25 protein-coding genes are annotated in these 26,330 nt (G+C 54.4%); 13 read left to right on the forward strand and 12 right to left on the reverse strand.

The features are described from left to right. Positions 1–111 precede the first annotated feature (111 nt). From rpmH to LNA76_RS17425, 6 genes are all read left to right on the forward strand, one after another. The gene (gene rpmH, locus LNA76_RS17400; RefSeq protein WP_003800771.1) at positions 112–246 is read left to right on the forward strand and encodes a 50S ribosomal protein L34; all 135 of its coding nucleotides are present in this window, start codon (positions 112–114) and stop codon (positions 244–246) included. Positions 247–315: 69 nt separating this feature from the next. Continuing rightward, positions 316–681: a ribonuclease P protein component gene (locus LNA76_RS17405; protein ID WP_376913514.1), complete on the forward strand. Its 366-nt coding sequence runs from the start codon at positions 316–318 to the stop codon at positions 679–681. Beyond that, a complete protein-coding gene (gene yidD / locus LNA76_RS17410) occupies positions 678–920 on the forward strand; it encodes a membrane protein insertion efficiency factor YidD (RefSeq protein WP_021447161.1) in 243 nt (80 codons plus the stop codon). The genes LNA76_RS17405 and yidD overlap by 4 nt, the downstream gene beginning before the upstream one ends. 107 nt (positions 921–1,027) lie before the next feature. Continuing rightward, a complete protein-coding gene (gene yidC / locus LNA76_RS17415; RefSeq protein ID WP_094198219.1) occupies positions 1,028–2,695 on the forward strand; it encodes a membrane protein insertase YidC in 1,668 nt (555 codons plus the stop codon). Between the two features lie 438 nt (positions 2,696–3,133). Further along, on the forward strand, positions 3,134–4,576 hold the full coding sequence (locus tag LNA76_RS17420; RefSeq protein ID WP_094198218.1) for a catalase: 1,443 nt from the start codon (positions 3,134–3,136) through the stop codon (positions 4,574–4,576). Positions 4,577–4,680: 104 nt separating this feature from the next. Continuing rightward, on the forward strand, positions 4,681–5,070 hold the full coding sequence (locus LNA76_RS17425; RefSeq protein WP_121739998.1) for a VOC family protein: 390 nt from the start codon (positions 4,681–4,683) through the stop codon (positions 5,068–5,070). A 97-nt stretch (positions 5,071–5,167) separates the two neighbouring features. Here the strand turns inward: LNA76_RS17425 and LNA76_RS17430 are convergent, their stop codons facing one another. After that, the gene (locus LNA76_RS17430) at positions 5,168–5,680 is read right to left on the reverse strand and encodes an HPP family protein (protein ID WP_108726994.1); all 513 of its coding nucleotides are present in this window, start codon (positions 5,678–5,680) and stop codon (positions 5,168–5,170) included. A gap of 107 nt (positions 5,681–5,787) precedes the next feature. Between LNA76_RS17430 and LNA76_RS17435 the strand changes: the two genes are divergently transcribed. Beyond that, complete coding sequence (locus LNA76_RS17435; protein WP_108726993.1) at positions 5,788–6,342, forward strand: TetR/AcrR family transcriptional regulator; 555 nt, start codon at positions 5,788–5,790, stop codon at positions 6,340–6,342. Between the two features lie 154 nt (positions 6,343–6,496). On the opposite strand, the gene LNA76_RS17440 is transcribed toward LNA76_RS17435, so the two are convergent. Genes LNA76_RS17440 through argE form a run of 4 tightly spaced genes read right to left on the reverse strand, consistent with a single transcriptional unit; the run spans position 6,497 to position 10,707 of the window. Next, entirely contained in the window at positions 6,497–7,468 is a 972-nt protein-coding gene (locus LNA76_RS17440; RefSeq protein WP_094198213.1) for a tripartite tricarboxylate transporter substrate-binding protein, read from the reverse strand. 30 nt (positions 7,469–7,498) lie between these two features. Continuing rightward, complete coding sequence (locus tag LNA76_RS17445) at positions 7,499–8,503, reverse strand: ornithine cyclodeaminase family protein (RefSeq protein WP_230019544.1); 1,005 nt, start codon at positions 8,501–8,503, stop codon at positions 7,499–7,501. Positions 8,504–8,505: 2 nt separating this feature from the next. Then, positions 8,506–9,480, reverse strand: a complete 975-nt coding sequence (locus LNA76_RS17450; RefSeq protein ID WP_230019545.1) for a threonine ammonia-lyase — start codon at positions 9,478–9,480, stop codon at positions 8,506–8,508. Between the two features lie 30 nt (positions 9,481–9,510). Then, entirely contained in the window at positions 9,511–10,707 is a 1,197-nt protein-coding gene (gene argE, locus LNA76_RS17455; protein ID WP_094198210.1) for an acetylornithine deacetylase, read from the reverse strand. Between the two features lie 121 nt (positions 10,708–10,828). Here argE and LNA76_RS17460 point away from each other — a divergent pair, with 121 nt between their 5' ends. The 4 genes from LNA76_RS17460 (at position 10,829) to LNA76_RS17475 (ending at position 14,783) form a co-directional block, all read left to right on the forward strand. Beyond that, positions 10,829–11,419 carry a helix-turn-helix domain-containing protein gene (locus LNA76_RS17460; protein WP_230019546.1) on the forward strand — a complete coding sequence of 197 codons (591 nt, stop codon included), beginning with the start codon at positions 10,829–10,831 and terminating at the stop codon, positions 11,417–11,419. Positions 11,420–11,812: 393 nt separating this feature from the next. Then, positions 11,813–13,186 (forward strand): tRNA uridine-5-carboxymethylaminomethyl(34) synthesis GTPase MnmE, encoded by a 1,374-nt coding sequence (mnmE, locus tag LNA76_RS17465; RefSeq protein ID WP_230019547.1) that lies wholly within the window; start codon positions 11,813–11,815, stop codon positions 13,184–13,186. A 43-nt stretch (positions 13,187–13,229) separates the two neighbouring features. Continuing rightward, positions 13,230–14,258 (forward strand): virulence RhuM family protein, encoded by a 1,029-nt coding sequence (locus LNA76_RS17470; RefSeq protein ID WP_230019548.1) that lies wholly within the window; start codon positions 13,230–13,232, stop codon positions 14,256–14,258. A gap of 135 nt (positions 14,259–14,393) precedes the next feature. After that, positions 14,394–14,783 carry a DUF6180 family protein gene (locus tag LNA76_RS17475; protein ID WP_094198207.1) on the forward strand — a complete coding sequence of 130 codons (390 nt, stop codon included), beginning with the start codon at positions 14,394–14,396 and terminating at the stop codon, positions 14,781–14,783. Between the two features lie 130 nt (positions 14,784–14,913). On the opposite strand, the gene LNA76_RS17480 is transcribed toward LNA76_RS17475, so the two are convergent. Further along, the gene (locus LNA76_RS17480) at positions 14,914–15,336 is read right to left on the reverse strand and encodes a hypothetical protein (RefSeq protein ID WP_230019549.1); all 423 of its coding nucleotides are present in this window, start codon (positions 15,334–15,336) and stop codon (positions 14,914–14,916) included. Between the two features lie 279 nt (positions 15,337–15,615). Here LNA76_RS17480 and LNA76_RS17485 point away from each other — a divergent pair, with 279 nt between their 5' ends. Further along, positions 15,616–18,918 (forward strand): autotransporter domain-containing protein, encoded by a 3,303-nt coding sequence (locus tag LNA76_RS17485; RefSeq protein WP_230019550.1) that lies wholly within the window; start codon positions 15,616–15,618, stop codon positions 18,916–18,918. 27 nt (positions 18,919–18,945) lie between these two features. Here the strand turns inward: LNA76_RS17485 and LNA76_RS17490 are convergent, their stop codons facing one another. The 4 genes from LNA76_RS17490 to LNA76_RS17505 all read right to left on the reverse strand — a co-directional run bounded on the left by LNA76_RS17490 (position 18,946) and on the right by LNA76_RS17505 (position 22,579). After that, positions 18,946–19,698: a DUF4880 domain-containing protein gene (locus LNA76_RS17490; RefSeq protein ID WP_094198204.1), complete on the reverse strand. Its 753-nt coding sequence runs from the start codon at positions 19,696–19,698 to the stop codon at positions 18,946–18,948. Positions 19,699–19,987: 289 nt separating this feature from the next. Then, positions 19,988–20,719 (reverse strand): hypothetical protein, encoded by a 732-nt coding sequence (locus LNA76_RS17495; protein WP_230019551.1) that lies wholly within the window; start codon positions 20,717–20,719, stop codon positions 19,988–19,990. A 459-nt stretch (positions 20,720–21,178) separates the two neighbouring features. Continuing rightward, complete coding sequence (locus LNA76_RS17500; RefSeq protein WP_108726984.1) at positions 21,179–21,967, reverse strand: PhzF family phenazine biosynthesis protein; 789 nt, start codon at positions 21,965–21,967, stop codon at positions 21,179–21,181. Positions 21,968–22,225: 258 nt separating this feature from the next. Further along, positions 22,226–22,579, reverse strand: coding sequence for a MarR family transcriptional regulator (locus LNA76_RS17505; RefSeq protein ID WP_021447165.1), 354 nt, complete (start codon positions 22,577–22,579; stop codon positions 22,226–22,228). Positions 22,580–23,140: 561 nt separating this feature from the next. Here LNA76_RS17505 and LNA76_RS17510 point away from each other — a divergent pair. Continuing rightward, complete coding sequence (locus LNA76_RS17510; protein ID WP_108726983.1) at positions 23,141–24,058, forward strand: pyridoxal-phosphate dependent enzyme; 918 nt, start codon at positions 23,141–23,143, stop codon at positions 24,056–24,058. A gap of 212 nt (positions 24,059–24,270) precedes the next feature. On the opposite strand, the gene LNA76_RS17515 is transcribed toward LNA76_RS17510, so the two are convergent. Further along, positions 24,271–25,272, reverse strand: coding sequence for an Lnb N-terminal periplasmic domain-containing protein (locus tag LNA76_RS17515; protein WP_230019552.1), 1,002 nt, complete (start codon positions 25,270–25,272; stop codon positions 24,271–24,273). Positions 25,273–25,468: 196 nt separating this feature from the next. After that, entirely contained in the window at positions 25,469–26,317 is an 849-nt protein-coding gene (asd, locus tag LNA76_RS17520) for an archaetidylserine decarboxylase (RefSeq protein ID WP_125277259.1), read from the reverse strand. Positions 26,318–26,330 lie beyond the last annotated feature (13 nt).

Raw genomic sequence — 26,330 nt, forward strand, 5'->3', positions numbered from 1 at the left:
TTGCTGAAATGACGGGCTTAACACGATTTTCTGTTGCCAGATCCCAAGCCTTTGCGCAGTCGGGGTGGAGATTTTCTGCGATTTCTGGCGGCTCATTTTTTTGGATACACCATGAAACGCACCTACCAACCCTCTGTTACCCGTCGCAAGCGTACCCACGGTTTTCGCGTTCGCATGAAAACTCGCGGTGGCCGCGCTGTTTTGAACGCACGTCGCGCCAAAGGTCGCAAACGTCTGGCTGTATAAGCCATGTCGGGATGCGGGGCCCAGGGTGATGGATCTCTTATCTAAAGCCCGACTCCCACGATACGCATCATGCGTGCCTCCTTTCCAGCTACGGCTCGCTTACATAGCCCCACCGAATACGCGCAGTCATTAAAAGGACAACGCGTAGGTCGCGGGGCTTTGTTCGTGGTCACTCGCTCTCGTGGCGAGGACCCATACCAGACCGAAGGCGCCCGTTTGGGACTGATCGTCCCCAAGCGCTTTGCCAACCGCGCCGTCACCCGCAACACCATCAAACGTATCTTGCGTGAAACCTTCCGCCACAAACGCGAAGGCTTGCCCAATGCCGCCTATGTCTTTAGGCTGCACAGCAAGGTGCCTCTGGTGTCGCTGACCGCTTTAAAGCAACTGGTTCGCGATGAAGCCAACACCTTGTTTTCAAAGGTACGGCCATGATGCGCAAACTGGCTTCGGCACCGATCCGCTTTTACCAGTTTTTTCTGAGTCCCTGGATCGGTAGAAACTGCCGCTTTACCCCCAGCTGCTCCAACTATGCCTTGCAGGCCATTGAGATTCATGGCCCGCTCAAAGGCTTATGGCTAGGTGGTGTACGCATCTGCCGCTGCAATCCCTGGTGCAAGGGAGGGCATGATCCTGTGCCCGCTCGCACGCCCGAAGACCGCAACACTTTCTAAAACCGTCCTGGTCTGCGCCTTGTTTTTCAAGGCAACCCCCTGTTTGCTGACCAGCTACGTTAAACTGCTAAGCTTTTGCTCAGCTTTATAAATGTGATACAGGCGCTATGGATATCCGACGCACCATCCTATGGATGATCTTCTCCTTTGCACTGCTGCTGCTGTGGAACAACTGGCAGGAATATAACGGCAAGCCATCGCTGTTCGCTTCCACCCCAGCCACCACACAAGCGCCAGCAGCCTCCGACGAACCTGCCGCAAACGGTGGTGTTCCCGCTGCTCAAGAGCCGACTGCGTCTGCTGCCTTGCCTTCGAGCAACAGCGCGGTGTCTGCCACAGCGCAAACCATCGACATCACAACAGACGTCTACAAGCTGGGCTTTAGCACTGAAGGTGCCCAACTGATCAAGGCTGAACTGTTGAAGTACGGTTCGCCCGAGAACCCCGAGCAGCCCATGGTGCTGCTGGATAACTCGCCCGCCTCCACCTACCTGGCCCAGTCCGGTATTGTGGGTGCCGCCGGCCAGAATCTGCCCAACCACCTGACCCCGTTCACTCTGGTCTCGAGCCAGCACAACATGACGGGCGATACCTTGGATGTGGTGTTTGAAGCCACTTCGGACGACGTGAAAGTCACCAAGACCTACACGCTGCACAAAGGCCGCTACGACATCCAGGTTCGTCACGATATCCAGAACAATACCGGCTCGGCCATTGACCCACGCCTGTACCTGCAACTGACCCGTGACGGCAACAACCCACCCGACTCGTCCCGCCTGTACAGCACCTTTACCGGTCCTGTGGTCTATTCCAGCGGCGAAAAATTCCAGAAAATCACTTTCTCGGACATCGACAAGAACAAGGCCACCTACGCTCGCAGCGTGGATAACGGCTGGATCGGCATGGTGCAACATTACTTTGCAACGGCCTGGGTTCCTGCCCAGGACCTGCAGCGCACCAATGAAATCCTGAAGCTGGGCAACAATCTGTACGCCGTGCGCACGCTGGAGTCGGTCGGTTCGATCGCTGCCGGCCAAAGCAAGGCAGTGGACGCCGCCCTGTGGGTAGGCCCTCAAGACCAGAAAGCCATGTCGCAATTGGCTACCGGTCTGGATCTGGTTGTGGACTACGGCTGGTTGACCATTATTTCCAAGCCTTTGTTCAAGCTGCTGACCTGGCTGCATTCCTTGCTGGGTAACTGGGGCTGGGCCATCGTGGCGCTGACGGTGCTGATCAAGCTGGTGTTCTTCCCGCTGTCGGCTGCCAGCTACCGCTCCATGGCCAAGATGAAGCAATTTGCTCCACGCATGCAAGCCCTGCGCGAGAAGTTCGGTGACGACAAGGCCAAGCTGAACGCCGCCATGATGGAGATGTACCGCACCGAGAAGATCAACCCGCTGGGTGGTTGTTTGCCCATGCTGGTTCAGATCCCTGTGTTTATCGCCCTGTACTGGGTGCTGCTGGGCAGTGTCGAGATGCGCGGCGCCCCCTGGATTCTGTGGATTCATGACTTGGCCGCACGCGACCCATGGATGATTCTGCCCGCCATCATGATGGGGACCATGTTCCTGCAGATCAAGCTGAACCCCACGCCGCCTGATCCAATGCAAGCCAAAGTCATGATGCTGATGCCTCTGGTCTTTGGTGGCATGATGTTCTTCTTCCCCGCCGGTCTGGTTCTGTACTGGTGCGTGAACAACATCCTGTCCATCGCCCAGCAGCGCTACATCATGGTGCAGATCGAAAAGAAAAGCGCGAAAGCGGCCAACAGCTAATTCGCTCTGAGACAAAAAACCCCGCTATATTTTTAGCGGGGTTTTTTTTATGCCTGCTGCCAGCCAGATGACATGAAGCAGAGCAAGTAAACAATGTTCAAACGTAGCACTGAACACGGCTGTCATTTATCAGACTCAGGCATCGCCCTAGCCAGACAGCCAGGCCAATAAAACGCCCCAACACTGATTCAACACAGCTCGTGTTCTGGCCTTATAGAATTGGCCCGATCTTGCTGCCATATCCTGTCGCACAAGTTTCATGCATAAGTCCTGCACTTACCGCTATGATCGGGATGAGAATCCCTGCCAATAGCAAAAAACTATTCAATCGCTAAAATCATTTGATTTAACTATTTTGAACAAGGCACGTAGACTGATCCTAACTTCTTAAAACGACCCGCCCCACTCGGTTCGGGTCAGCTTCAACGGAGAATCACAATGAGCAACAAAACCCTGACGACTGCCGCTGGCCGCCCTGTGGAGGAGAACCAGAACTCCATGACAGCCGGCCCTCGTGGTCCCGTCCTGATGCAGGATTATTGGCTGCTGGAGAAGCTGGCTCACTTTGACCGTGAACGCATCCCCGAGCGTGTCGTACACGCCAAAGGTTCGGGCGCTTTCGGCACGTTTACCGTCACGCACGACATCAGTCAGTACAGCATGGCCAAGGTCTTTAAACCAGGTAGCCAGACCCCCGTTTTCTTACGTTTTTCCACCGTAGCTGGTGAAGCAGGAGCCGCCGATGCAGAACGCGACGTTCGAGGATTTGCCATCAAGTTCTATACCGAAGACGGAAACTGGGACCTCGTGGGCAATAACACTCCTGTCTTCTTTATACGGGATCCACTGAAGTTCCCCGACTTCATCCACACACAGAAACGCGACCCGCGCAGCCACCTGCGCAATATGAGCGCCGCCTGGGATTTCTGGTCCTTATCGCCCGAGTCCCTGCACCAGGTCACCATCTTGATGAGCGACCGCGGCTTGCCCTGTAACCTTCGTCAACAGCATGGTTTCGGTTCGCACACTTACAGCCTGATCAACGACAAGGGCGAGCGCCACTGGGTGAAATTCCACTTCAAATCCCAGCAAGGCATTGCCAACTACACCAACGAAGAAGCGGCCAAAGTCGTGGGTCAGGACCGCGAAAGCTCGCAGCGCGATCTGTACGAGAACATTGAAAAGGGCAATTTTCCACGCTGGGCGCTGCGCATTCAGATCATGACCGAAGAGCAGGCGCGCACCTACCACATCAACCCCTTTGACGTGACCAAGGTCTGGCCACATGGCGACTTCCCGCTGATCGATGTGGGCATGCTGGAACTGAACGAGAACCCCACCAACTACTTCGCCCAAGTTGAACAAGCCGCCTTTACACCTGCCAACCTGGTGCCCGGTATTGGCCACTCGCCCGACCGCATGCTGCAAGGCCGTATCTTTTCCTACGGCGACACTCAGCGCTACCGTCTGGGCGTGAACCACGGCCTGCTGCCGGTGAACGCACCGCGTTGTCCGTTCCACAGCTACCACCGTGATGGTGCCATGCGTACAGGCGACAATAACGGCGGCACGATCAACTACGAACCCAACAGCCAAGGTCAATGGCAACAGGCTCCCCGCAGCGAACCGCCTCTGGCGTTGGACGGTCAGCCGGCAGATCACTGGGATCACCGCGTAGATGATGATTACTACTCACAGCCCGGCAATCTGTTCCGCCTGTTCAACGACGAGGAAAAGCAGCGTCTGTTCAGCAATATTGCCGACGCCATGGCCGGTGTTCCCAAGGAAATCATCGAGCGTCAGCTGGGCCACTTCACCAAGGCAGACCCTGCCTACGGTGCTGGTGTAAAAGCAGAACTGACAAAACGCGGTCAGCTTTAAACCCTGATCGGGCTGTTTAAGCCATCCAAGAATCGGCTCCCCCTCTACAATCGGGGGGCCGATTTTTTTTGCACTGGCCCTGCGTTTTCCTACCGAGCCCCACTATGAAATTTGGCTATACCATCATCTACGTTCCCGATGTCGGCCAGGCACTGGACTACTTCAACCGTGCGTTTGATTTGCCTACCAAAATGCTGCATGAAACCGGGCTGTACGGCGAGCTGGAAACCGGCCAAACCACCTTGGCCTTTGCGGGCGAAATGCTGGCCTACATGAACTACCCAAAAGGCCATTTGTCACCGCACGCGTCAGAAGTACCGCTGGGTATCGAAGTTGCCCTGGTCTGCGATGATGTACCTGCCGCTCATGCCAAGGCGCTGGCAGAAGGGGGCACAGAACTGGCGCCGCCGCAGGACAAGCCTTGGGGACAGGTGGTGTCTTATGTGCAGACGCCGGAGCGCATTGTGGTGGAGTTGTGTACGCCGGTGAAATAAGCTCAACAGCCTGCTCGACAAATGTCTGTGGGCATCCATCTGTCGGCTCCCGAATGGAAGCCTTAAAACCAGTCGTGGTCGGCATGAGACAAGCCTATCAATACCAATACTTGGGCCAGGCTTTCTCGTGCCCCACGTTGTTGATCACCACAGCGATCGCCACCAACACGATAGAGCCCAGCAAAGAGGGCACAAACAAGTAAGACCACGAGACCTCACCGGCCAGCAAGATAACCAGCGGATCAGCACCAGCCGGGGCATGCAAGGTACGGCTGGCATGCATCAAGGCAATAGCCAAGCCCACCGCCAGTCCCATCTCGACAGGACCGGCACCCACATACTTGGCAATCACCACACCCACCAGGCTGGCAATGAAATGTCCACCGATCACGCTGCGTGGCTGCGCCAAGGGTGAGTCGGGTGCTGCGAACAGCAGAGCACAGGTCGCTCCGAAGGGCGCCATCATCAAGGGCAAGCCAAACTGCTGCGTCAAATAGGCAATCACCATGATGCCTATAGTTCCTCCCAGAAAACTGAGCAAAACCTGCTTGCTTTGTGGCCGAGGCGGCAGTACACCGCCCCCTTGAATTCGAGAAAATAGAAAGCGCATCCGAAGCTCCGAAACAAAATAGACCGATCGGTCTATCTACCGACGTGTACAATAATCATTCTGCTGGAGGCTGTCAAACTTTCCCAGGCTACCTTCTTGAGTCAACGATGATGAAAAACACGAAGCGCGATACGATTTTGGAAACGGCCCTGCGCCTTTTCAGCCAGTACGGCTACGGCAATGTCGGAATTGAACGCATCATTTCCGAATCCGATGTAGCCCGCATGACGGTCTACAAGCAATTTGGCACCAAAGATGGCTTGATCAAAGAGACGCTGGAGTTGCGACACCGCAATTTTATGGAAGACTTGCTGCAGTATCTGGAGCCGCATGAACGCTATCAGGACAAGATTCAGGCGCTGTTCCAGTGGCATCAAAGCTGGTTCCAGTCACCGGATTTCCATGGCTGTATGTTCATCAAGGCATCGGAAGAATTCGGGGCGGTGAACCCTCAGCCTTGCGCGATTGCACAAGAGCACAAGCTAGCTATCTTGGCACTGATAGAAGCGATTTTGCAGGAGCCTTTTGGTGACAAGGCCCACCAGCAAGCTTTGCTGGTTTTCATTTGCCTGGAAGGCCTGATCGTCCATGCCAATATGTTCCCCGGCAAGGATCTGACTCAAGACATTTACCAAGCCTTACAGCCTTTGCTGGCACCCTGAGCAGGGCGCTCAAGCCATGCATTCTCTCCAGCGACAGCGTTAGCCTCATGGGCCTGGACAACTTACCGTCGCCATCATGAAAAACACCCCAGCGCTTGAATAAAAAACCAAGCGTTGGGGTGTAATGACGGCATGTTTTTGGCCGTTTTATGCCTTACTGCTGCAAATACCCCGACTCCTTGATGATGGGCCCCCAGGTATCCAGGTCCGCCTGAACCGTACGGGCCAACTCCTGCGCATCGCCCGATTCAGGTCGGAAGCCAATCGGCACAATCGCGCTTTCAATACGTGGCAGCTTGGCCACTTCATTGAAGGCATCCTGGAACTGTTTGACCATCTCCGGCTCCATGCCCAGCGGTGCAAAAATCCCCATCCAGCCCGAGGCCTTCAGATCGCCATAGCCCATTTCTGCAAAAGTAGGCACGTCCTTCAAAATAGGCAGGCGTTCAGCCCCGGTAATTCCCAGCACCCGCACCGAACCGGCGGCGACATGCTCGGTAATCATGCCCACCGCATCCACGCCAGCAGGGATATGGTCACCCAACAGGTCGTTGATCAGGGGTGCGCCCCCTTTGTACGGTACGGGGGACATCTGGATATCGTTCTTCTTGGCAATGCTGTAGCCCATGAACTGGGGGGCGCTGCCAGGAGCGGGAATACCGTAATGGCCGTACTTCTCCGGTTCTTTACGGACCAGTTCCACGTACTCCTGCAAGGTATGGGCCGGCGTGGTTTTACCGACCACAAAGATATGCTCGAACTTGGCGATCACCGCCACCGGCGCAAAATCCTTCATGGGGTCGTAGCTGACGGTTTTCACCGTCAGGGGCAGGGTGGTCATCATGTGATTATTGGCAACCAACAGCACCGAACCATCCGTAGGCGAGCGCAAAAAACCTTGGGCAGCAACCTGCCCACCTGCGCCAGCGCGGTTATCCACCACCACATTCACACCCAGCTTTTCACGCAGTTGCTCGGCATATACCCGCGCAACGGCATCCGCAGTTCCCCCCGCCGGATAGCCCACGACCAAGCGTATGGTGTCCGGCAATTTGCTGGCAACAGACATACCTGCTGCCAATGCCAAGGCCGTTCCCAACACGACCTGCGCCCATTTCTTTTTCATTACTTGTCTCCCTACCTCTTGATGACGCGATTAAAGTTCTACTACTCGTCCATTGCCTTGTGCGGCATGACGGCTTAACAAGGCAGCCGCCGTCAATACATCCTCAAATGCCAATCCCAAGGATTTAAAAATCGTGATTTCTTGGTTGTCATTGCGGCCTGCGGCTTGCCCCTCCAGTACCGCCCCCAACTCGTTCAGCTCAGTATCGGCTGACAAGTAACCCTGTTTACACGCATTCAAAAATTCGCCCGACTCATTGCGAGTCGATTGCGCTCGATCCACAAACAAACGGCCTGCCGTCATGGTGGGGCCATCCAGTTCACTGCTGGCGGGCGTACTGGAACCCATGGCGGTGATGTGCGTGCCAGGGCGCAGCCATTCACGCTGCAAGACAGGTGTGGCAGAGCTGGTGGCCGTCAGTACCATATCCGACTGGGACACGGCTTCCTGGGCCGAGACGCCCGCTATCAAGGGGCAATCCAGATACGCCTGAGCTTCCTCAATAAAATGCTGGGCCGATTGTGCAGAGCGGGTAAGCACAAACACCTTGCTCAAACGACGCACTTGCGCCACGGCGCGCAATTGCCACAAGGCTTGATGTCCGCCGCCAAACAAGGTCAGCACGCTGGCATCGGGACGCGCCAACATATCGGTGGCCAAGCCACTGACCGCCGCAGTGCGCAATGCCGTCACGCTGCTGGCATCCAGAATGGCACGCGTCTCGCCAGTCAAACCGCTCATCAAGAGCACGCAGCCTTGATGGGGGTCTTTACCCAAGCGCACATTGTCTGGAAACAGGGTGCCCATCTTGGCACCGTACAAAGGCTCGGGATAAATCTCCGGCATATCAATGCAGGCAGGCATCATGCCCAGAAAACCGCTGGACAAATGGCTGCGCACAATCGTACGCAAGGGCTGGTCAATACGCCCTTGCTGCAGGGCAATAAAACCCTGGCGCATCAGATCAATCGCCGCCCCCATATCCAGCCCTTCATACACTTCCTGGGCCTTTGCTACATAAACGCTAAGCTGCATGGTTAGCCTTGCGCCAGTGGCGTAGTGATATGGCGGATAAAGGTGTCGGTATCCGTGTTGGAACCACAAAACAACACGCCCACTCGTTGCCCGGCCAGATGTTTGCGCAAAGGGGACATCAAGGCAGCGGTCGCCACCGCGCACGCTGGTTCCGTAGCCATCTTGAATTCATTGAACAGGAAGTGCATGCCAGCACGGATCTGGTCGTCGTTGACGGTCACCAGCGTGTCGATATTGTCCTGACACACGCGGAAGCTGAACTCGTCGGTATGGGGGGCCATCAGACTGTCTGCGATGGACTGCATGGCACCGATTTTTTGCGGCTCGCCTGCCTGGCGGCTTAGTGCCATGACGTTTGCGCCTACCGGCTCAATGCCATAGACCACGCAATCAGGCTGCCACAGCTTAACGGCAGCCGAGACACCCGCAGCCAAACCACCACCACCAATGGGCACCAGCACCGCATCCAGCTTGCCCGCTTGCTGCAACCACTCGTAGCCCAGCGTGGCGGTTCCCAGCACGGTGGGGTAGGTGCTGAACGGATGGATAAAGGTTTTCTGTTCATCCTTTTCAATCTGGCGCACCAGCTCAAACGCCTGCTCGCCGTTATCAGCAAAGACAATCTCAGCCCCATATTCACGGCACAAGGCTACCCGTGCCGGGCTGGCCGTCTTGATCATGACAGTCTTGGCTTTCACCCCCATTTGATGGGCAGCATAGGCCACGGCCACGGCGTGGTTGCCGGCCGACACGCAGGTCACCCCTCGCTGGCGAGCCTCTTCAGACAAGCTCAACAAGTTGTTGAAAGCACCACGTGCCTTGAAGGTGCCCGAGGCCTGCAAATGCTCGAACTTGAAATTGACGGCGCTATCCAGACGCCCGGTCAGGTAATCAAACACGGGCGTCTGGCGCACATAGGGACGCAGACGCTCGTGCGCCTGCACCACATTTTCCTGGGTAACTTTTTCTGTTGTCATGGGTTTGCGTTGAAACCTGTTTGTCTGTTTTTAAGCGGTCACGGCCTGGCTGCGAATCAGAGCACGCAAGAACTGCTCGCACTGCTCCACCTGGGCCAACTCCACGTATTCATCAGGGCGGTGGGCCTGCTCGATATTGCCGGGGCCACAAATAATCGAAGGAATACCGGCTTGCTGAAACAGACCTGCTTCTGTGCCATAGGCCACTTTTCGTACCGTGTCGTCCCGCGTCAGTTCACGTACCAGCTTGGTAATGGCAGCTTGTTCTTCGGGATTCAGGCCGGGGGCGCTAGCCAGCTTTTCCAGCTCCACCACAGCATCGGGATGCTCACGGCGCATGGCGGGCAGGACTTTCAGATCGATGAATTCACGGATTTCCTGCAAGATCGGCTCGGGGTCCACACCGGGCAGATTGCGGTATTCAAACTCGAATTCGCATAGGTCAGGAACAGTATTCAAGGCGATACCGCCCCGGATCATGCTGGTCTGCAAGGTGGTGAAGGGCACGTCGAAATCGTGGTCGTAAGGGCCCATGCTCTTGTAGTCGTCGGCCAGATCACGAATAGCCGTGATGATGCGTGCCGCATGTTCGATCGCGTTTACGCCCTTAGGGGTCAGCGAGGAATGTGCGGCATGACCATGTACGCGGCAGCGATAGGCGTTAATGCCCTTATGTGCCACGATGGTACGCATGCTGGTGGGTTCGCCCACCACGCAACCTTCGGGCTGAACGCCGCGACGGACCAGATCATCAATCATGACAGGCGCACCCACACAACCCACTTCTTCGTCGTATGAATAGGCCAGGTGGATGGGTTTGGCCAGCCTGGTTGCCAACATCTCAGGAACCAATTGCAGGGTCACACCGACAAAGCCTTTCATGTCGCACGTGCCACGGCCATACAGACGATCGTCACGAACCTCAGCCTTGAAGGGGTCGCTGCTCCAGTTCTGGCCATCTACGGGCACCACATCAGTGTGGCCCGACAGAACAATGCCACCGGTACGTGTGCCATCGGCTGCCGGAATAGTGGCAAACAGATTGGCCTTGCGGCCGCTGGCGTCATGCGTCAGCACGGTTTCCAGCCCTTGCTGCTGTAAATAGGCCTGTACGTCGTGAATCAGTTCCAGGTTGGATTCCCGGCTTGTCGTATCATAAGCAATCAGTTTTTTTATCCATTCCACCGAGGTAGAGGGATAAGCAGTAGGATCAAACAACGCAGTCATGCCTTCTTTCTCCCAACGTAAAGCGTGTAGTTCTATACAATAGGACAGAGTTTTCTTATAAGAAAATCAATAATATTTATAAGAATGTTGTTTATTACTTCTTTCGGTTATGACAAAAGACTTGGTTAACACCACCCCCAACTTATTAAGCAAGACAGCCATGGGGGCGCGCATACGTGATGAACGCAAGCGTCAGGGCCTGACCCTGCTCATGTTGGCACGTTTATCCAATGTGTCTTTGTCCACCCTGTCCAAGGCAGAGCGCGGCCTGATTGGCCTGAGCTACGAGAAATTCCTGGCCGTCAGCCGGGCCTTGAAAATGGATTTGTCCGACCTGTTCAAGACGCCTCGTGATCAGAACGAGTCCGGCATGGACATCCTGGTGGGACGGGCTTCACGCACCGTAACCTACCATGCTCACCGCTATGAATACGGCATGCTGGCATCGGAATGGATCAACAAAAAAATGACGCCCATGCACGGGCGCGTGCTGGCCGGTAAACCGCGCGATGCCAGCGACTTCAGCCAACACGAAGGCGAAGAATTTATTTTTGTCATTGAAGGGCAGTTGACCATGCAGTTCCAGGACGGCCGCCGGCATGTACTGCAAGCGCGCGACAGCATCTACTTCAAAAGCAATCTGGGTCACCTGTATCTGTGCGAACACGGGGAAAGCGTGGAGATTCTGGTGGTTTGTGTGAACAATCACTAGGCTCAAAGAAGCGCAGACGGCTGGCCTCAGTCGCTTTGATGACACGTCCAAAGGCCTTTTGTTTGCCCTGGCCCTTTTTAGGTTCTCCCACACAACCGATTGCCTGATTGCCTGATTGCCTGATTGCCTGATTGCCTGATTGCCTGATTGCCTGATTGGCTGATTGCCTGATTGCCTGATTGCCTGATTGCCTGATTGCCTGATTGCCTGATTGCCTGATTGCCTGATTGCCTGATTGCCTGATTGCCTGATTGCCTGATTCTCAAGAGCCTAGGCCACAGGGACATAAACACAAGCGTTTCAGATACCAACAAGGCTTAGCGCCCCAAGCCCGAACCGTCTACCTGCTCCATTACAATACGGTTCTGTTCCGCCTCTTTGATCGATCTGACCATGTCCAGCTCTTCCCCTATTGTGGCTATTGCCACCGCCCCCGGCCGGGGTGGTATTGGTGTCATCCGTGTGTCCGGCAAAGAGCTTGATGCTCTGATCCACACCCTGTTTGGCCGTACGCTGCAAGCGCGTCATGCCCACTTTTTGCCCTTCAAGGATGCACAAGGCGAGGCAATCGACGAGGGCATTGCACTGTTCTTTAAAGGCCCGCACTCCTATACCGGCGAAGATGTGCTGGAACTGCAAGGCCACGGCGGCCCGGCTGTTCTGCGCCGCCTGCTGGATCGCTGCCTGGAAGCAGGTAAAGATCAGGGCCTGCGACTGGCTGAACCGGGAGAATTCACCCAACGCGCCTTCTTGAATGACAGACTGGACCTGGCTCAGGCCGAGGCCGTGGCCGACTTGATTGACGCCTCCTCGGAGGCCGCTGCCCGCAGTGCCGTCGCCTCCCTGTCGGGCGTGTTTTCCAATAAGGTCAACGCCCTGGCTGACCGCATCATTCACCTGCGCATGCTGGTGGAAGCCACGCTGGACTTTCCCGAAGAAGAAATCGACTTCCTGGAAAAATACCAGGCGGCGGCCACCCTGCAAGGCATACAGGACGAGCTGGAACGCATCCTGCAGCATTCGCGTCAGGGGGCGATTCTGCGCGAGGGCCTGCACGTTGTACTGGCCGGTCAGCCCAATGTGGGCAAATCCAGCCTGCTCAACGCACTGGCCGGTGAGGACGTGGCTATCGTGACCGATATTGCCGGCACCACCCGCGACCGTGTCATGCAGCTGATCCACATTGACGGCATCCCGCTACACATTGTGGATACCGCCGGTTTGCGTGACACCGAGGACACCGTCGAGCGCATCGGTATCGCCCGTACCTGGGACGAAATCGCCAAAGCCAACGTGATCGTGCACCTGCTCGATGCTCGCAACCCGCAAGACGAGCTGGACAGTGCCATTACCACTCGCCTGCCATCACATGTACCCGTGCTGCGCGTCTATAACAAGATAGACTTGCTGACAGCAGAACAACAGGCAGCCTTGCCTGCACAGGAAAGCGGCGCCACCGTGCTACCGATTTCTGCCCGTAAGGATATAGGTCTGGACACACTGCGCCGCACCTTGCTGGATATCGCCGGCTGGAACCCCGGCAGTGAATCCCCCTGGCTGGCGCGGGAACGACACCTGCGCGCCTTGGAGCGCGCAGAATACCACCTGGGCCTGGCCGCAGAGCACGCTACGCACAGCGATCAAGTGCTGGACCTGTTTGCCGAAGAACTGCGCTTGGCACATCTGGATTTATGCTCAATTACCGGCGAGTTCAGCAGCGATGATTTGCTGGGGGAGATTTTCTCCAGTTTTTGTATTGGGAAGTGACCTCATCAAAAGACTGAGCCATTGATGTGCAGAGGAACTAGGCATGAGCGGCAAGAAGCTGATTCGAAATAGCACTACTGAATTTCTGATCTTCACTGGCCAGGCCGGCGAACAGAGCATCGAAGCCCGCTATGAGGACGAAACACTGTGGCTGTCGCAGAAGTTGATGGCTGAGCTGTTCGGGGTAGATGTGCGCACCGTCAGCGAGCACCTGAAGAACATCTTTGCCAGCCAGGAACTGACCGCGGAAACAGTTATCCGGAAATTCCGGATAACTGCCAGTGACGACAAGAACTACCAGACCCAGTTCTACAACCTCGACGCCATCATCTCTGTCGGCTACCGGGTCAACTCCATACGCGCAACGCAGTTCCGCCAGTGGGCGACCGGCGTCCTGCGTGAGTTCGCCATCAAGGGCTATGTGCTGGATCGCCAGCGCATGGAAAACGGCAGTTTCCTGGGCGAGGACTACTTCGAGCGGCTGTTGGCGGAAATCCGCGAAATTCGCCTGAGCGAGCGACGCTTCTACCAGAAGATCACCGATATCTACGCAACCAGCGTGGACTACAACAAGAACGCCCCAACCAGTAAAACCTTCTTTGCCAAAGTGCAGAACAAGCTGCATTACGCCATTCACGGTCAAACTGCAGCAGAGCTTGTTCATCAGCGTGCCGACAGCAGCCAAGCCCATATGGGACTTACCTCCTGGGCCAATGCTCCCGACGGCAAAATACTGAAAACAGACATCAGTATTGCCAAGAACTACCTGAAACAAGACGAGCTGGATGCCTTGGGGCGCATCGTCAATGCCTATCTGGAGCTGGCTGAAAACCGTGCCCGCCGCAAAATTCCCATGACCATGGAAGACTGGGCCAAACGCCTGGATATGTTTCTGGAATTCGATGACCGGGAAATTCTGCAAGATAGCGGCAAGATTTCTGCCAAGCTGGCCCAGACTCATGCTGAAAGCGAGTTCGAGAAATATCGCGTCATACAAGATCGCTTGTTTGAGAGTGACTTTGATAAAGCAATAAAAGAACTAGGCTCCTCAAATTCGGAAGCTGATCACTAAGCTGATCACTCCCACACGGCTTGCCCCCACCTCAGTAAAAACCCGACATTCGTCCCTGAATTAAGCACTATCAAAGCCTGCCCTGATCAATCAGGACTATGCTGAACACTCCATTGTCTCCTGCGGGAGGGCATCATGCGCACACTCAACAAGTGGGTTTTGATGGCGGCTTTGATTCATGGCGCTGGGGTAGTACAGGCTCAAGAACTGATACCTCTGGAGCTGGAGGCAGAACAGCGTTCCGTCTCCCGTCTCAGCGTGGCCCAGTGCCTCAATACGGTTCAGCAGACAGCAGCGCGAGAGGGCTTCCAGCAGCACAATGACTCCACAGCCAGCGATCAGTTAGGCGTCTATATTGGCTCGGCTCCCTTGGGGGGCGGCTCGCTGGTGGTGTACTGCATTGATTTGAACCCCTCGACCGCCTACATCATTCGCACCAAGGCACAAGTCACCGCCAATTTGATGTCTCCGCATCAGCTCAACTGCAAAATTACGCGAGCTTTGACGGTGGCAAACCAGCCTTGAGCGTCAGCAAAAGCAGCCCCTGGCTGCTTAAAGTAAAAAAGGGGCGCAGCCCATGTCCATGCAGGCCTACCGCCTAGGCACACCCGCCTGCGCCCCCAAGGGCTCCCAAAACCAGTTGAACGGTTTTTTTTTACGCCATCAATAAATCCCCAACTTCCATACGGGCATCACCGTCCAACTCAATGTCGTCCATGACCTTGTTCAACATGGCATGCGCACTGGATAAAGCACCGTTCAAGCTATTGAGCTCGCTTTGCACACGATCCAATTCCTGCTTTTTTTCCGCTTCGCTGCTTTTGTTGCTGGCCTGGATACGCTGCAGCTCCATCAGTTTCTGTTGAATCTGCTCTTTCAGATCACGAATACGTTTAAGTATGTCCTTGATGCCATCGGGCAAAGAACTGCTATCAATATCCTTGTCACGACCCTTTTTCTGAGCTTGCTGACTGGTCAATGACAGATCTTTTCCCATGGGAGACAGGTGCACCTTGATACGTCCCGATGAGTCTATGGAGCCAGACTCTTCTTGCTCGGGCACCACAGGGGGCGTCATGGCCGTCGCGTTTAATGGCTCGGCCACAGGCATAGTTTGTCTATGTATTAAACCCTGTCCACTAATCTCTATGGTCATACTTTCCTCTTTTGTACACATTATTCCTTAGAGGTTACGGCTGCAACCCGGTCATTCTTTACCGTGATGTGTGCACCCGGTGTTGCGCCTTTTACTCAGATGTTCGGCACAGCTCAGAAATAAGTAGCAAGAAAAGACACTTTTATTTACTTTTATATAAAAAATGCCCCCTAACCATTGTCTTCACATTATCTGAATCACATGGACTTCAAAATCAAAGCGCTACTAGGCCACACCCTGCTGGCCTTGAGCTGGGCCAGCAGCGCCCATGCTTACCAGACAGAATCCATTTTGAACAAACAAGGCCAGCAGGCCTTTGAATTGCGGATCTATGGACCTGATGATGGGGGCTACGATACGTCGGATCAATCCGATCCACGCGTTTCCCCCTGGAATATTGACGAGAATGGTCGACTGAAAATTCGTGCCGCGCTGGAGCGCTGGGCCGAAATCATTAATTTGCCCGTAGGGTACACACCGGCTGTGATCAATCTGGGCACCATGAATGACCAGAACGCCAATGCCTACGGTGCTTCACTCTACAACCCTGACCATCCCAACTTCACCATCTCGGCCTTGCAAGCGCGCTTGCAGGGAATATTCCAGGGCGATCCGAATAACCCCGATGCCGTTATCAGCGTCGGCAAGCTTGATCTGGATACGGCTCCGGTCAACCCAAGCCAACTGCCCTTAACTGGCAAGGCTGACTACAACGCAGTGATTTTCCACGAGCTGGCCCATGCCTTGGGCATCAGCAACACGGTCACGGACAACCTGCCTGCAGACAGTTTCGATCCACCCGACCCCTTCTTCCAAAATGACCTCAGCCCCTGGGCCTTGGGTTTGCGCGATGATCAGGGTCGAGCCCCCAGCCCTGGGCAGAAAATCCTGTGTTCAGTTTGCACCAATCCGTATGACCCAGACGCTTTTGATCTGCGCCAGGACAAGGGCTACTTCACCGGCGATCACGTACAGGAAGTCCTGAATGGCGCCATGCCGGGCATTCCCGTCAGTATCCTGAACTTCCACGACCAGCCACAGTATGGAGTGGACCGCAACTACATGAGCCACACCGAGCTGCGCAACAGCCTGATGAGCCATCAGACCTATCGCAACTACGTGAATCTGATGGAAGCTGAAATTGCCGCCTTGCAAGACATCGGGCTGAGCATTGATCGCCGCAACTTCTTTGGCTATTCGGTCTATGGCGACGACGTCACCTTGAACAATACCAATGGCTACTTTGCGCGCAATGAAGACGGCACAGCCTACTTGCCCGGTCAGTACAACATGGCCACACAAGGCTTGGGTCTGCACATTTATGGCGAACGCAATACCATTACCCAAGCGGCGGATCTACTGACAGCCGGGCCAGGCGGGGTCGGTGTACGTGTGGATGGTAGCGAAAACACGCTCATCATTCCCGAGGCGACGCGTATTCATGCCCAGGGCTGGTATGGTCGTGGCCTGCAGTTCAGCTATGGCCGCCATCACCATATTGTCCAGCAAGGAGAGGTCCGGGCAGATGGCCAGGATGGCGTCGGAGCCTTATTCGATTTTGGCCAGAACGCCATGGGCAGCGACGATGAATATCACGGCTCCTGGATGCTCATGGCTAAAGGTCAGCTACGCGCTGTACCGGAGATATTGCAAGGTGCCTTGATCAGTAATTACGATTTGTCCGGCACCTTATCGGGTCAGAAGGCGGCCATCCATATCGCGAACAATGCCTGGGTACAGAACATCAATATTTTGCAGGGTGCACAAATCACAGGTGACATTACCTCGGATTACAAGCGCCGCGACTCCGACCAGCAACCGCTGCTGACCCGCATCAGCTTTGGTCAAAAAGCCGATGAGAATGGGCGCGCGACCAGCGCTGCCGACTCCAGCTTCCAGATGCGTTATGACGGCAATATCAAGGGCCTGAACAGTCTGGCGGTCGTCATTGCCGGGGGCGCAACGTCCTTGAATGGCCAGCATGAGCTGTACGGCTTGCGCGTGGATCAGGGCGCGACCCTGTATGGCAATAGCGAATTCACCCTCAACCCTGAATACAACTTCACCAATAACGGCACACTCAGCCCCGGAAACTCCTACGGGAACATGACGATCAAGGGCAATTTTGTCCAAGGCGCCAATGGCCGGATTCTGGTGGAAGCCTCGACCACCCAGAATGATCATATTGATGTGCAGGGCCTGGCTCAGCTCGATGGCGAGTTGAACGTGGACCTGCAGCCAGACTGGTATCAAAACGGCTGGACCTTGAATCAGGACAAGGTGTTCACTGCCAGCCAGACACAAGGGCAGTTTGCGGTGCTCAGCGCCACGTTGGCATCCCCCACCCTGAATGTGGAAAGTACCGGTGATGGCTGGACTGTCAGCCGTCATCAGAATGCGTATGCCCAATACGCTGCATCGCCCAATGCCGCCGCTGTCGGTACCAGCCTGGCACAGGCTTCCTCGGGTAATCAGTCCCTGGCAGCCGTGTATCAAGCCATGGACTTCTCGCGTGCAGATGGCAGCGATATTGGTCTAGCCCTGGATCAGCTAAGTACAGGTGCCTACGCCGCCCAAACCGCCGCTTCCTTGCGCCGCGAACAGTTGGTGTCCGAACAACTGCGTCAAACCGACGGTATCGATAAGAGCGGCTGGCAAAGCTTCATCCAAACCTATGGTGGCCGCTACCACTGGCAGTTGGGCAGCAACGATGTTGACCACCGCAGCCAAACCTATGGGGTGATGCTGGGGGCAGAACATCGCGCTCAGGGCAGTGACTGGAGTCTGGGCGTACACGGCAATGCCAACGAACAACGCGTCAATGTAGACGCCCCCTTCCAGGCCAAAAGCAAGCTGACTGGCTTGGGCCTGGGTGTCCATGCCCGCTATCGTGCCTACAGCCAGGAAGGCTGGAACGGTCTGGCTCAGCTACGTGTGGGTATTGAACAAGGCAAGATGAACCGCACTATCAGCTTTGCGGGCTATCAGGCGCGTCCTGCTTCAGATTGGACAGGCCATACCTTCTCGCTGGGGGTACAGACTGGCTACAACTGGGCGCTAGGTGAAAACGGCAGCATCGGCCCGGTTCTGGCTCTGGATTATCTCCATTACCGTCGTCCAGGGCTGGAAGAAAGTGGCGATGCCGCCAGCCGCCTGCGTTTGGATTCCAGCCGTCAACATGCCTTACAGGCTTCGCTTGGCCTGGCCCTGCGCCAAAACTGGAATTTAAGCCAGGATCGCCAATTGCAAACAGCCTTCTCCATCGCTTGGGAGCAGGCTTTGCTAAGCCGTCATCAGACTCAGGAAGCGGCTTTTGCCAGTGCCCAGTCTGTGGGTTTTGAGGGGCGTTATGCGCGAGTGGATCGTCATGCTTTATCGCTGGGAACCAGCATCAGCTTGCAACAATCCGAGCGCCTGCGTTTAGGGCTGTCGGCCAATACCCGTTTACTTGGGGATAGCCGGGCCGATATAAACGGTAAATTGTTCCTGAACTGGATGTTCTAAACGCGCTGGAATGTAAGAGGCCGACTTTTAGTCGGCCTCATTGGGAGATACAGGAGCGGGTTGAACCCGTTTCATGCCAGACCACCGGTCAACATCAAGATACTGACCGGGAATCAAGACCCGAATCTGTCGGCGCCACCATGTTCCACTGGAGACTTCGATCGAACCTGTATCCACCGCAAACGTCATTTGATCGCTGTTCAAAAAGGCCGAAAACTGTCCCTTGTTGCTACGCGCCTGCGCAAAGCTGGAAAAGACCGTCACGCTCTTTGGTGTGGGGTCAGCCAGCAGCAAAGTGACCTGACCGCGTAACAGTTGCAGATTCAGCCTGTCCTCGTACTCGCGGATTTCGAGAGCGGAGTCGGGGCCCAATTGCACCACCGCGCCATCCACAAACCGCTGCTCCAGCGTTTGTGCCCCCGAAATCAGATGCTCTTGTCGTAGTACCCGCTCCGGCCAAAAGAAAAACACCGTCAGCGCCAAGGCCAAAACAAACAAACCGGCCAGCAGACCTCGGTGATAAGGCTTGAGCAACGCCGCCTTCTCACCCGAACTGGCCAATAAACGGCGGATTTCATGCTCGGGCGCATCCAGGCTGGCGTCACAAAAATAGCAAATGTATCGATATGAACGTTCATTTTCTGGATTGTCACGACGCCAATCCTCAAACTCTCGTAATTCGGCTGCAGTCGCCTCGCCGGAGTTCAAGCGAGTAAACCAATAAGCAGCTTGTGCGTGAGCCTGCGTATGCTCCAGCAGCTCCCCTTGATATGTCGTCATAGCGGCATCTAACCTTGTTCAGTTACGCCAGCAATAGGGTGGTTTCAGCGTGGCGGCAAGTCCCTGCCGCTCGAGCCCAAAACCTCAGGAAAGGAAACCAGTAGCCACCAACTTTTTAGCTGTCTAGCCGTCAACGTTTGAAAACGTTACGTTTTTATTTTATACAAACGCTTCAAATGCTTACATTAACTCAAATTGAGCTAATCAAAACAAATTCGCCTTATTTAATTACACTCACCACAAAAAAAATGCAGATTACAGGTAAAAAAAGCCAAAATCAGGCCGTTAACTAGTGAAAATCGTCCAAAATTTGGCCGCTGAGCAGTTCGTGGAATTGTTCTTTACTGTGATCCGAACCCTCACCCGCCGGCAATACCATTTTCAATAAAAGGGGCCACTGCGGGTAAAAACGATAGTTGGGTGTAGACACACGCGTACCGGCCAAATAGGGAAATCCACCGAATTGAATTTCCTGGGCCAATCGCGCTTGGGAGAGATAAAGCAGGTCTTTATTCTTATCGACCGAGAAATAAGCGCGCTCCAACGGCAAGTTCCAGGCACGGACCTGCAAGCCCTCTGCCTCAACGCGCACCATCCAGCGATCCTGATCCCGCTCTCCATTCGTATACAAGGTCCCAGCGGGTCTGGACTGCACCAAAGTACCCGCAGGTAGCTCCAGAACGAAGTCTGGAGCCGTACTCATATTGGCGGCCGCCGCATAAGGACTCCAGCCTGTAATTTGATTGCCTTTGGCCAAAAAACAGCTGACAAAACGAAAGCCGTTCATTTCCGTAGGATCTTGTTCCATTTCAAGCACTTGATTGCCATCACACTGCCAACCCTCCAGCGTTGCATCGCCTGCCAGATGCAGTTTCCAACTGGAGTTTTGCAGATCGGGCCGGGGGCGCTCAAATGACAATACAAGAGCGTTGCCTATCTTCACAGCCTCTGGAAAACGGGCCCAGGACACGCTGTCTGGGTCGCCCCACACACTCAATTCCAGCTCTGTTCCGCTTGGCATATCCACCCCGGCAAAGCGGCCCGGCTCTTTTAAAACATGTTGCCGGCTAGCCAGCTCCTGTTGCTGCTTTTTTTCAAACCGATAGCTCTCCCATTGAAAAACGCTGTAGTAAGCCGCCAATACCAACAAGGGGAGCAAAAACAGGATTCGCGGCCAGGGGTTTTTCTTAAAGTTTGCCCGGCGTCGTGGCTGCACTAAAAGCGAAACCGCCCAGACCAACAGAAAAAACAGTGCGATCGGGCCAAGCGTAAGAATCAGCAAAAGTATCGAGGAGAAGGGCGCAACAGGAATCATAAGAGATCAAAAAAACATAAAAAGCCGTCATAAAGAAAACCGAACCAAAATACGCTGGCTTGTCTTTCTAACGGCTGTGCTGATAGCACGGTACTGCTGCAAGGAAAGGGCGTTACATACAGGGGAACAGCAATGCCAGGCCTGCTTATAACGCCTTAGGCCGTCTTAACCGACCTGAATATGGCCTTCCATATACATGACGGCCTGCCCCTTCAGAAACACGCGATCACCCTCTAAAGAGCAATCGAGCACCCCGCCTCGAGAAGAAGCCTGAAACGCCAGCAAATGGTTTTTCCCCAGAATAGGGGCCCAGTAAGGCAGCAAAGCACAGTGCGCCGAACCCGTAACAGGGTCTTCCTCAACACCGTGACCAGGCGCAAAAAAGCGGCTGACGATATCAAACTGGCCCGAGCCTGGCGCAGTCACAATACACCCTTCACAACCGCTGGCCAGCATGGCCGCCGTATCCACCTGCAGCTCTCGTACCTGCGCTTCCGTCTCCAACACGGCCAAATGGGTGAAGTCATTACGCCACAACTGCGCAACCTTGGTACCCAAGGCTTTTTCCAGCAACGGATTGTCATCCACACGGATAACAGGGCGCACAGGCAAGTCCATGACATAAGCCCCCCGGTCACGACGCACCGTCAACGCACCACTCAGGGTATGAAATACCACCTGGCTATCCTGGGGACGCACATGCTGCAGTACGACTGCCGCACTGGCCAAGGTGGCGTGACCGCACAAGGGCACTTCTACCGTAGGGGTGAACCAGCGCAGACCAAAGTCCTGGCCTTGTGGTACCAGAAAGGCGGTTTCCGCCAGATTGTTCTCTCCCGCAATCGACTGCATCAAGGCATCGTCAGGGAACTCGGACAACAACACCACGGCAGCAGGGTTGCCTGCAAATAAGGTGTCAGTAAAGGCATCGACCTGATAGATGGGTAAGCGCATTCTGCCTCCAAGCCTGGAAATTCAATATGAACCCTGAGTATAGAAAAATAGACTCTTTACAGGCAGGTAAATCTTGGAGCAAGCGTCTTGTTTTTATCCCTTCTTTTTTGTGCTGAGCATGCGGACTCGTTGGATAAATGCGTGTTTGCATTCCATTGCCTGGACCCGAACGCGTCCAACGCATTCGCTTCAAGCCAAAAGCTTATTGTCTACAGATACTGGAATTACACACAATGCATCACCGCATTATTGGTGCAATCAGACATTGGCCGCTTCTAACAGGCAGGCAGAAAGACGGTCAAAATGCAGCAAGGCCGCTTGGCTCAAATCAACTTGTTTGCGGCGCGTGTCCTCCGTATCACTGAGAACGATCCAGCCTTTCTCGCGCATGGACTTGAGCCGGGTGTGTATGGTCGCTGGCGATCCCAGCCGCTCTACGGCCATGACATCGCGTACCGACAAACGCAAACAATCTTTTGACGCCTTGGCAACCAGCACCAAGATACGCTCTTCAAGAGGGTCCAGGCAGGGCAAGCAAGGCAGGGTATGCAGCGAATCGGCGAGCTGCAAAAAACGCATATATATATCAGCAGGTCTGGTAGCAGTTTTCATAACAAAATCTTTATTCCTTTAAGAGCCGCTACAACAGCGCCTTTTCTAGAAATAAGTTCTGGTTATTATTGTTTTTATTCCGATCAGGCAAAGCAAAAAACAACCCTGCTTTATGGCCGGAGTGATTGGAATGGTTTTTTGCGCGTATCACGCACCTAAAATTAAACGCTTAAGACCGGGCCTGAATCCTATGTAGAAAGAGGTCTTGAGTCGGGCAGTTTGGCTAGCATTTTATCAGATAAGCCCTTGATTTAGCTTGGACACTACGGTTCCGAAGAAGCTAAATTGTAAGAAGGTGCAGACTATCAGACAGATAGTAAGCTGCCTCACATTAAACGCTAATAAAGAGACTGGGTGCAAAGAACGAGGGCAGTTACCGAACCCAGGCTCTTTGCTATAAACATCCTTACCAAATCGTTTCCCGCACGCTTGACCTGACCGCCACCAGACACTGCTCAATATTTTCAGCCACATATGTTTCAGACCGATAAAATGGGGTGAACAGGGCCTTGAGCACTTATCATGCCCCACAGATCACTATAAAATCTGGAACGATAAGAAATGATTCTTCACCTTGAGACACCACTTATTTACTCACATGCCTTGAGCGAACCACTAGGCAAACAAATCTGGTTGAAAATGGATGCATTGCAACCTAGCGGATCATTCAAAATTCGCGGTATTGGGCACCTATGCCAGCATCACGCTGAACAAAACAAGAAACGCTTTATCATTTCCTCGGGTGGCAATGCAGGGATTGCTGTCGCTTACGCCGGGCGCCGGCTCACCATACCCACCCTTGTCGTCGTTCCCGAAAGCACCAGCGAACACGCCAGACGCCTGATTCAACGGGAAAAAGCCGAACTACACGTGGTCGGCAAGAACTGGCAGGAAGCCCATGAATATGCGCTGACCCTGGTGCAAGAAGATGATGCCTTGATCCATCCCTTTGACGACCCTTTGCTTTGGGAAGGCCATGCCAGCCTGATTGCTGAAGTAGCCCAAATGGGCGTGCAGCCCGATGCCGTCTTGCTGGCGGTAGGGGGAGGAGGCTTGCTAAGCGGCGTCGCCCAAGGTCTGCGAGAGCAGGGTTGGGACAAGACCACCATTATTGCTGTCGAAACCGAGGGCACAGCCAGCCTGGGCGAATCAGTGCGGCAACGCCGGCACATCACACTAAGCCAGGTCAGCGGGGTTGCCACCTCGCTGGCAGCTCCTCGTGTTTGCGATCAGGCATATGCCGTTAGCCAGTCCCAACCCACCACCTGCATTCAGGTCAGTGATGCCCAGGCCGTCAGCGCTTGTTTACGTTTTCTGACCGACCATCGTGTTCTGGTGGAACCCGCATGCGGCGCAGCGTTATCGACCTTGTATCTAGATCACGAGGCCTTAGCCCCTTACAAAAATATTCTGGTTGTTGTATGTGGTGGCAACACCATGACGCTAGAGCAACTAGTGCAGTGGCGGGCAACTCCTTAAGCCGCCCCAGGAAAAAGATCTCACGCAGTAAGATTTATTTTTTTCAAGCCAAGCTTATTCCTTAAGCCGGAGATTTGAAATAAAAAACCCCATCATATGTTTTTTTACATGATGGGGTTTTATTTACTTCTTTGTTTTTGAAACGATCTAATTATTAGATCATAACAAGAAAAACATATGTTTCACGTGGAACAAAAGCACCTAAAACAGCCTTAAAAGGGCTTTACGAGAGGCAAACCCTGTCGAATTAGGGCTGAGAAATCCTGCCCTTCCCTCTGTGACAAGGCTCTTGGATTGATGTAACCCAGTTGCTTCAGTTCCTGAAAACTATGGTCGGGTGCCAAAGCATTCAAACCATACACATACTCGTCCAGATAGCCCGACGCCAGCACACGCCAGTCCCACGGTACGCCATCCACGATCCTGGAGACCATGTCATAAACAATGGTGGTGCAGTTAGCCGTCAACGTGTTGTAGAAACGGGGAGTAGTCTGCAATTGCTGGCCTTGCTTTACATACGACAAGAACAAGGCCTGCATAGCGGGTTTAGCTAAATCCACGCTGTACATGTATACGTCTTCGCCGCGAATATTACTGCGAGTACGCACAATATCCTGCTCTGTTGCCGCGACCAGACTTAACTCAAAGTCTTTGAAAAAACCGCCTATTGCAGAAAAAGCCTCATGCTTTTCCTTGCGTATCTCTACCGAAAACACCACATGGCGGCCATCTTCAAACCCGAAAGACACCAGGGTATGGGCAATCACTGGCCCCATCCAGTACGAAAGAAACATATCTACCGATTTGAGTGTCTGCAAATCATAGTCCTGGCTTATCCAATGCTCGTCAAAATCGGTCTCACTGCGCCAGGTAAAGTCACGCACATTGTGCAAAGTCACAATCGAACCATTGACCTGTCCATCGCTTATTCTGGCTACATCAGGAGCCCATTCCCGGTCATTACTAGGCACAATACTGCTCCACCAGCCCACCAGCACCAAAAAGCCCAGCGCCTGAGGAACAAAGAGCCAGTTCTTGCCCTTACCCAAGGCGTACAGACTCAGTACAGCCACCGCGACCCAGCCGGCCAATGCCAGCCAGCGCCCAAGGCTTGCCGAAAGCTGAAATTGCAGTGCAAGCGTCCCCCAGACCGCTACTACCAAGACCAATAACAAGACCAAAATCTTGATCACCATCGTCCCCCACCTTTTCATACCTACTCCACCTACACCTTAAATACAAATTGATTTTTAAGCGCTGAACCGTCAACCATGCCCCCACGCTACGCCTTCGGCTTACTACCCCTCAGGGGGAGTTTTTTGCCGAGGGCACCGAGCCTTGGGGCGGCACGACGACAAAAAAAAACCTGTGTCCACTTGAACACAGGTTTTACTCATTAGAAAACAGGGTTTAGCCCTGATAGCCCATCGCCTGACCTTGACGAATGACGCCTTGCGGCTGCCAGCCAGGATCAAAGCGGTATCCGCTTTCTTTAGGAAACAGCATCACAACAGTAGAGCCCAGCAAGAATCGACCCATTTCCTGCCCCTTTTCCAAGGCGATACCCTGGCCGTCATAATTCCATTCGTGAATCTTGCCATCACGCGAGGCATTCACCACACCGTGCCAAACCGTGACCATACTGCCCACCACCGTCGCCCCCACCAGCACCAGTACGAAAGGGCCTTGCTCGGAGTCAAAAAAGCAGACCACACGTTCGTTACGCGCAAACAGGCCAGGGACACCACGCGCTGTCGTAGGATTGACCGAGAACAAGTCACCAGGCACATGAATCATGCGCTTGAGAACACCCGCGCAAGGCATATGCACCCGGTGATAGTCGCTGGGACTCAAATACAGGGTTGCGAACACCCCATCCTGATAGCGAGCAGCCTCCTTGGCGTCACCACCCACCAAAGCGATGGTTGAATAGCTATGGCCTTTCGCCTGGAACACCTCGGCGCCCTGAATAGGCCCCAGTTGGCTAATAGCACCATCGACAGGGCTGACCAGTGCCGTATCCGCGATAGGGCGGGCGCCCGGGCGCAAGGCACGGCCAAAGAACTCGTTAAACGTAGTGTAGCTGGCTGGATCGGAGTTTTCCGCCTCACTCATATCGACCTGGTAACGGTCAATAAAGCGCTTGATAGCCCAGGTCGTACGCCCGCCCAAGGGCTTAGAGGCCAAGCCGCCTAGAAACTCGGTCAGAGCCTGTTTAGGAAGGAGATACTGGGGTAGAACAGCCAAACGGGGATGCATAAAATCAGCTCGC

Source organism: Alcaligenes sp. MMA (genome assembly GCF_020907215.1).
GTDB lineage: Bacteria > Pseudomonadota > Gammaproteobacteria > Burkholderiales > Burkholderiaceae_B > Alcaligenes > Alcaligenes aquatilis.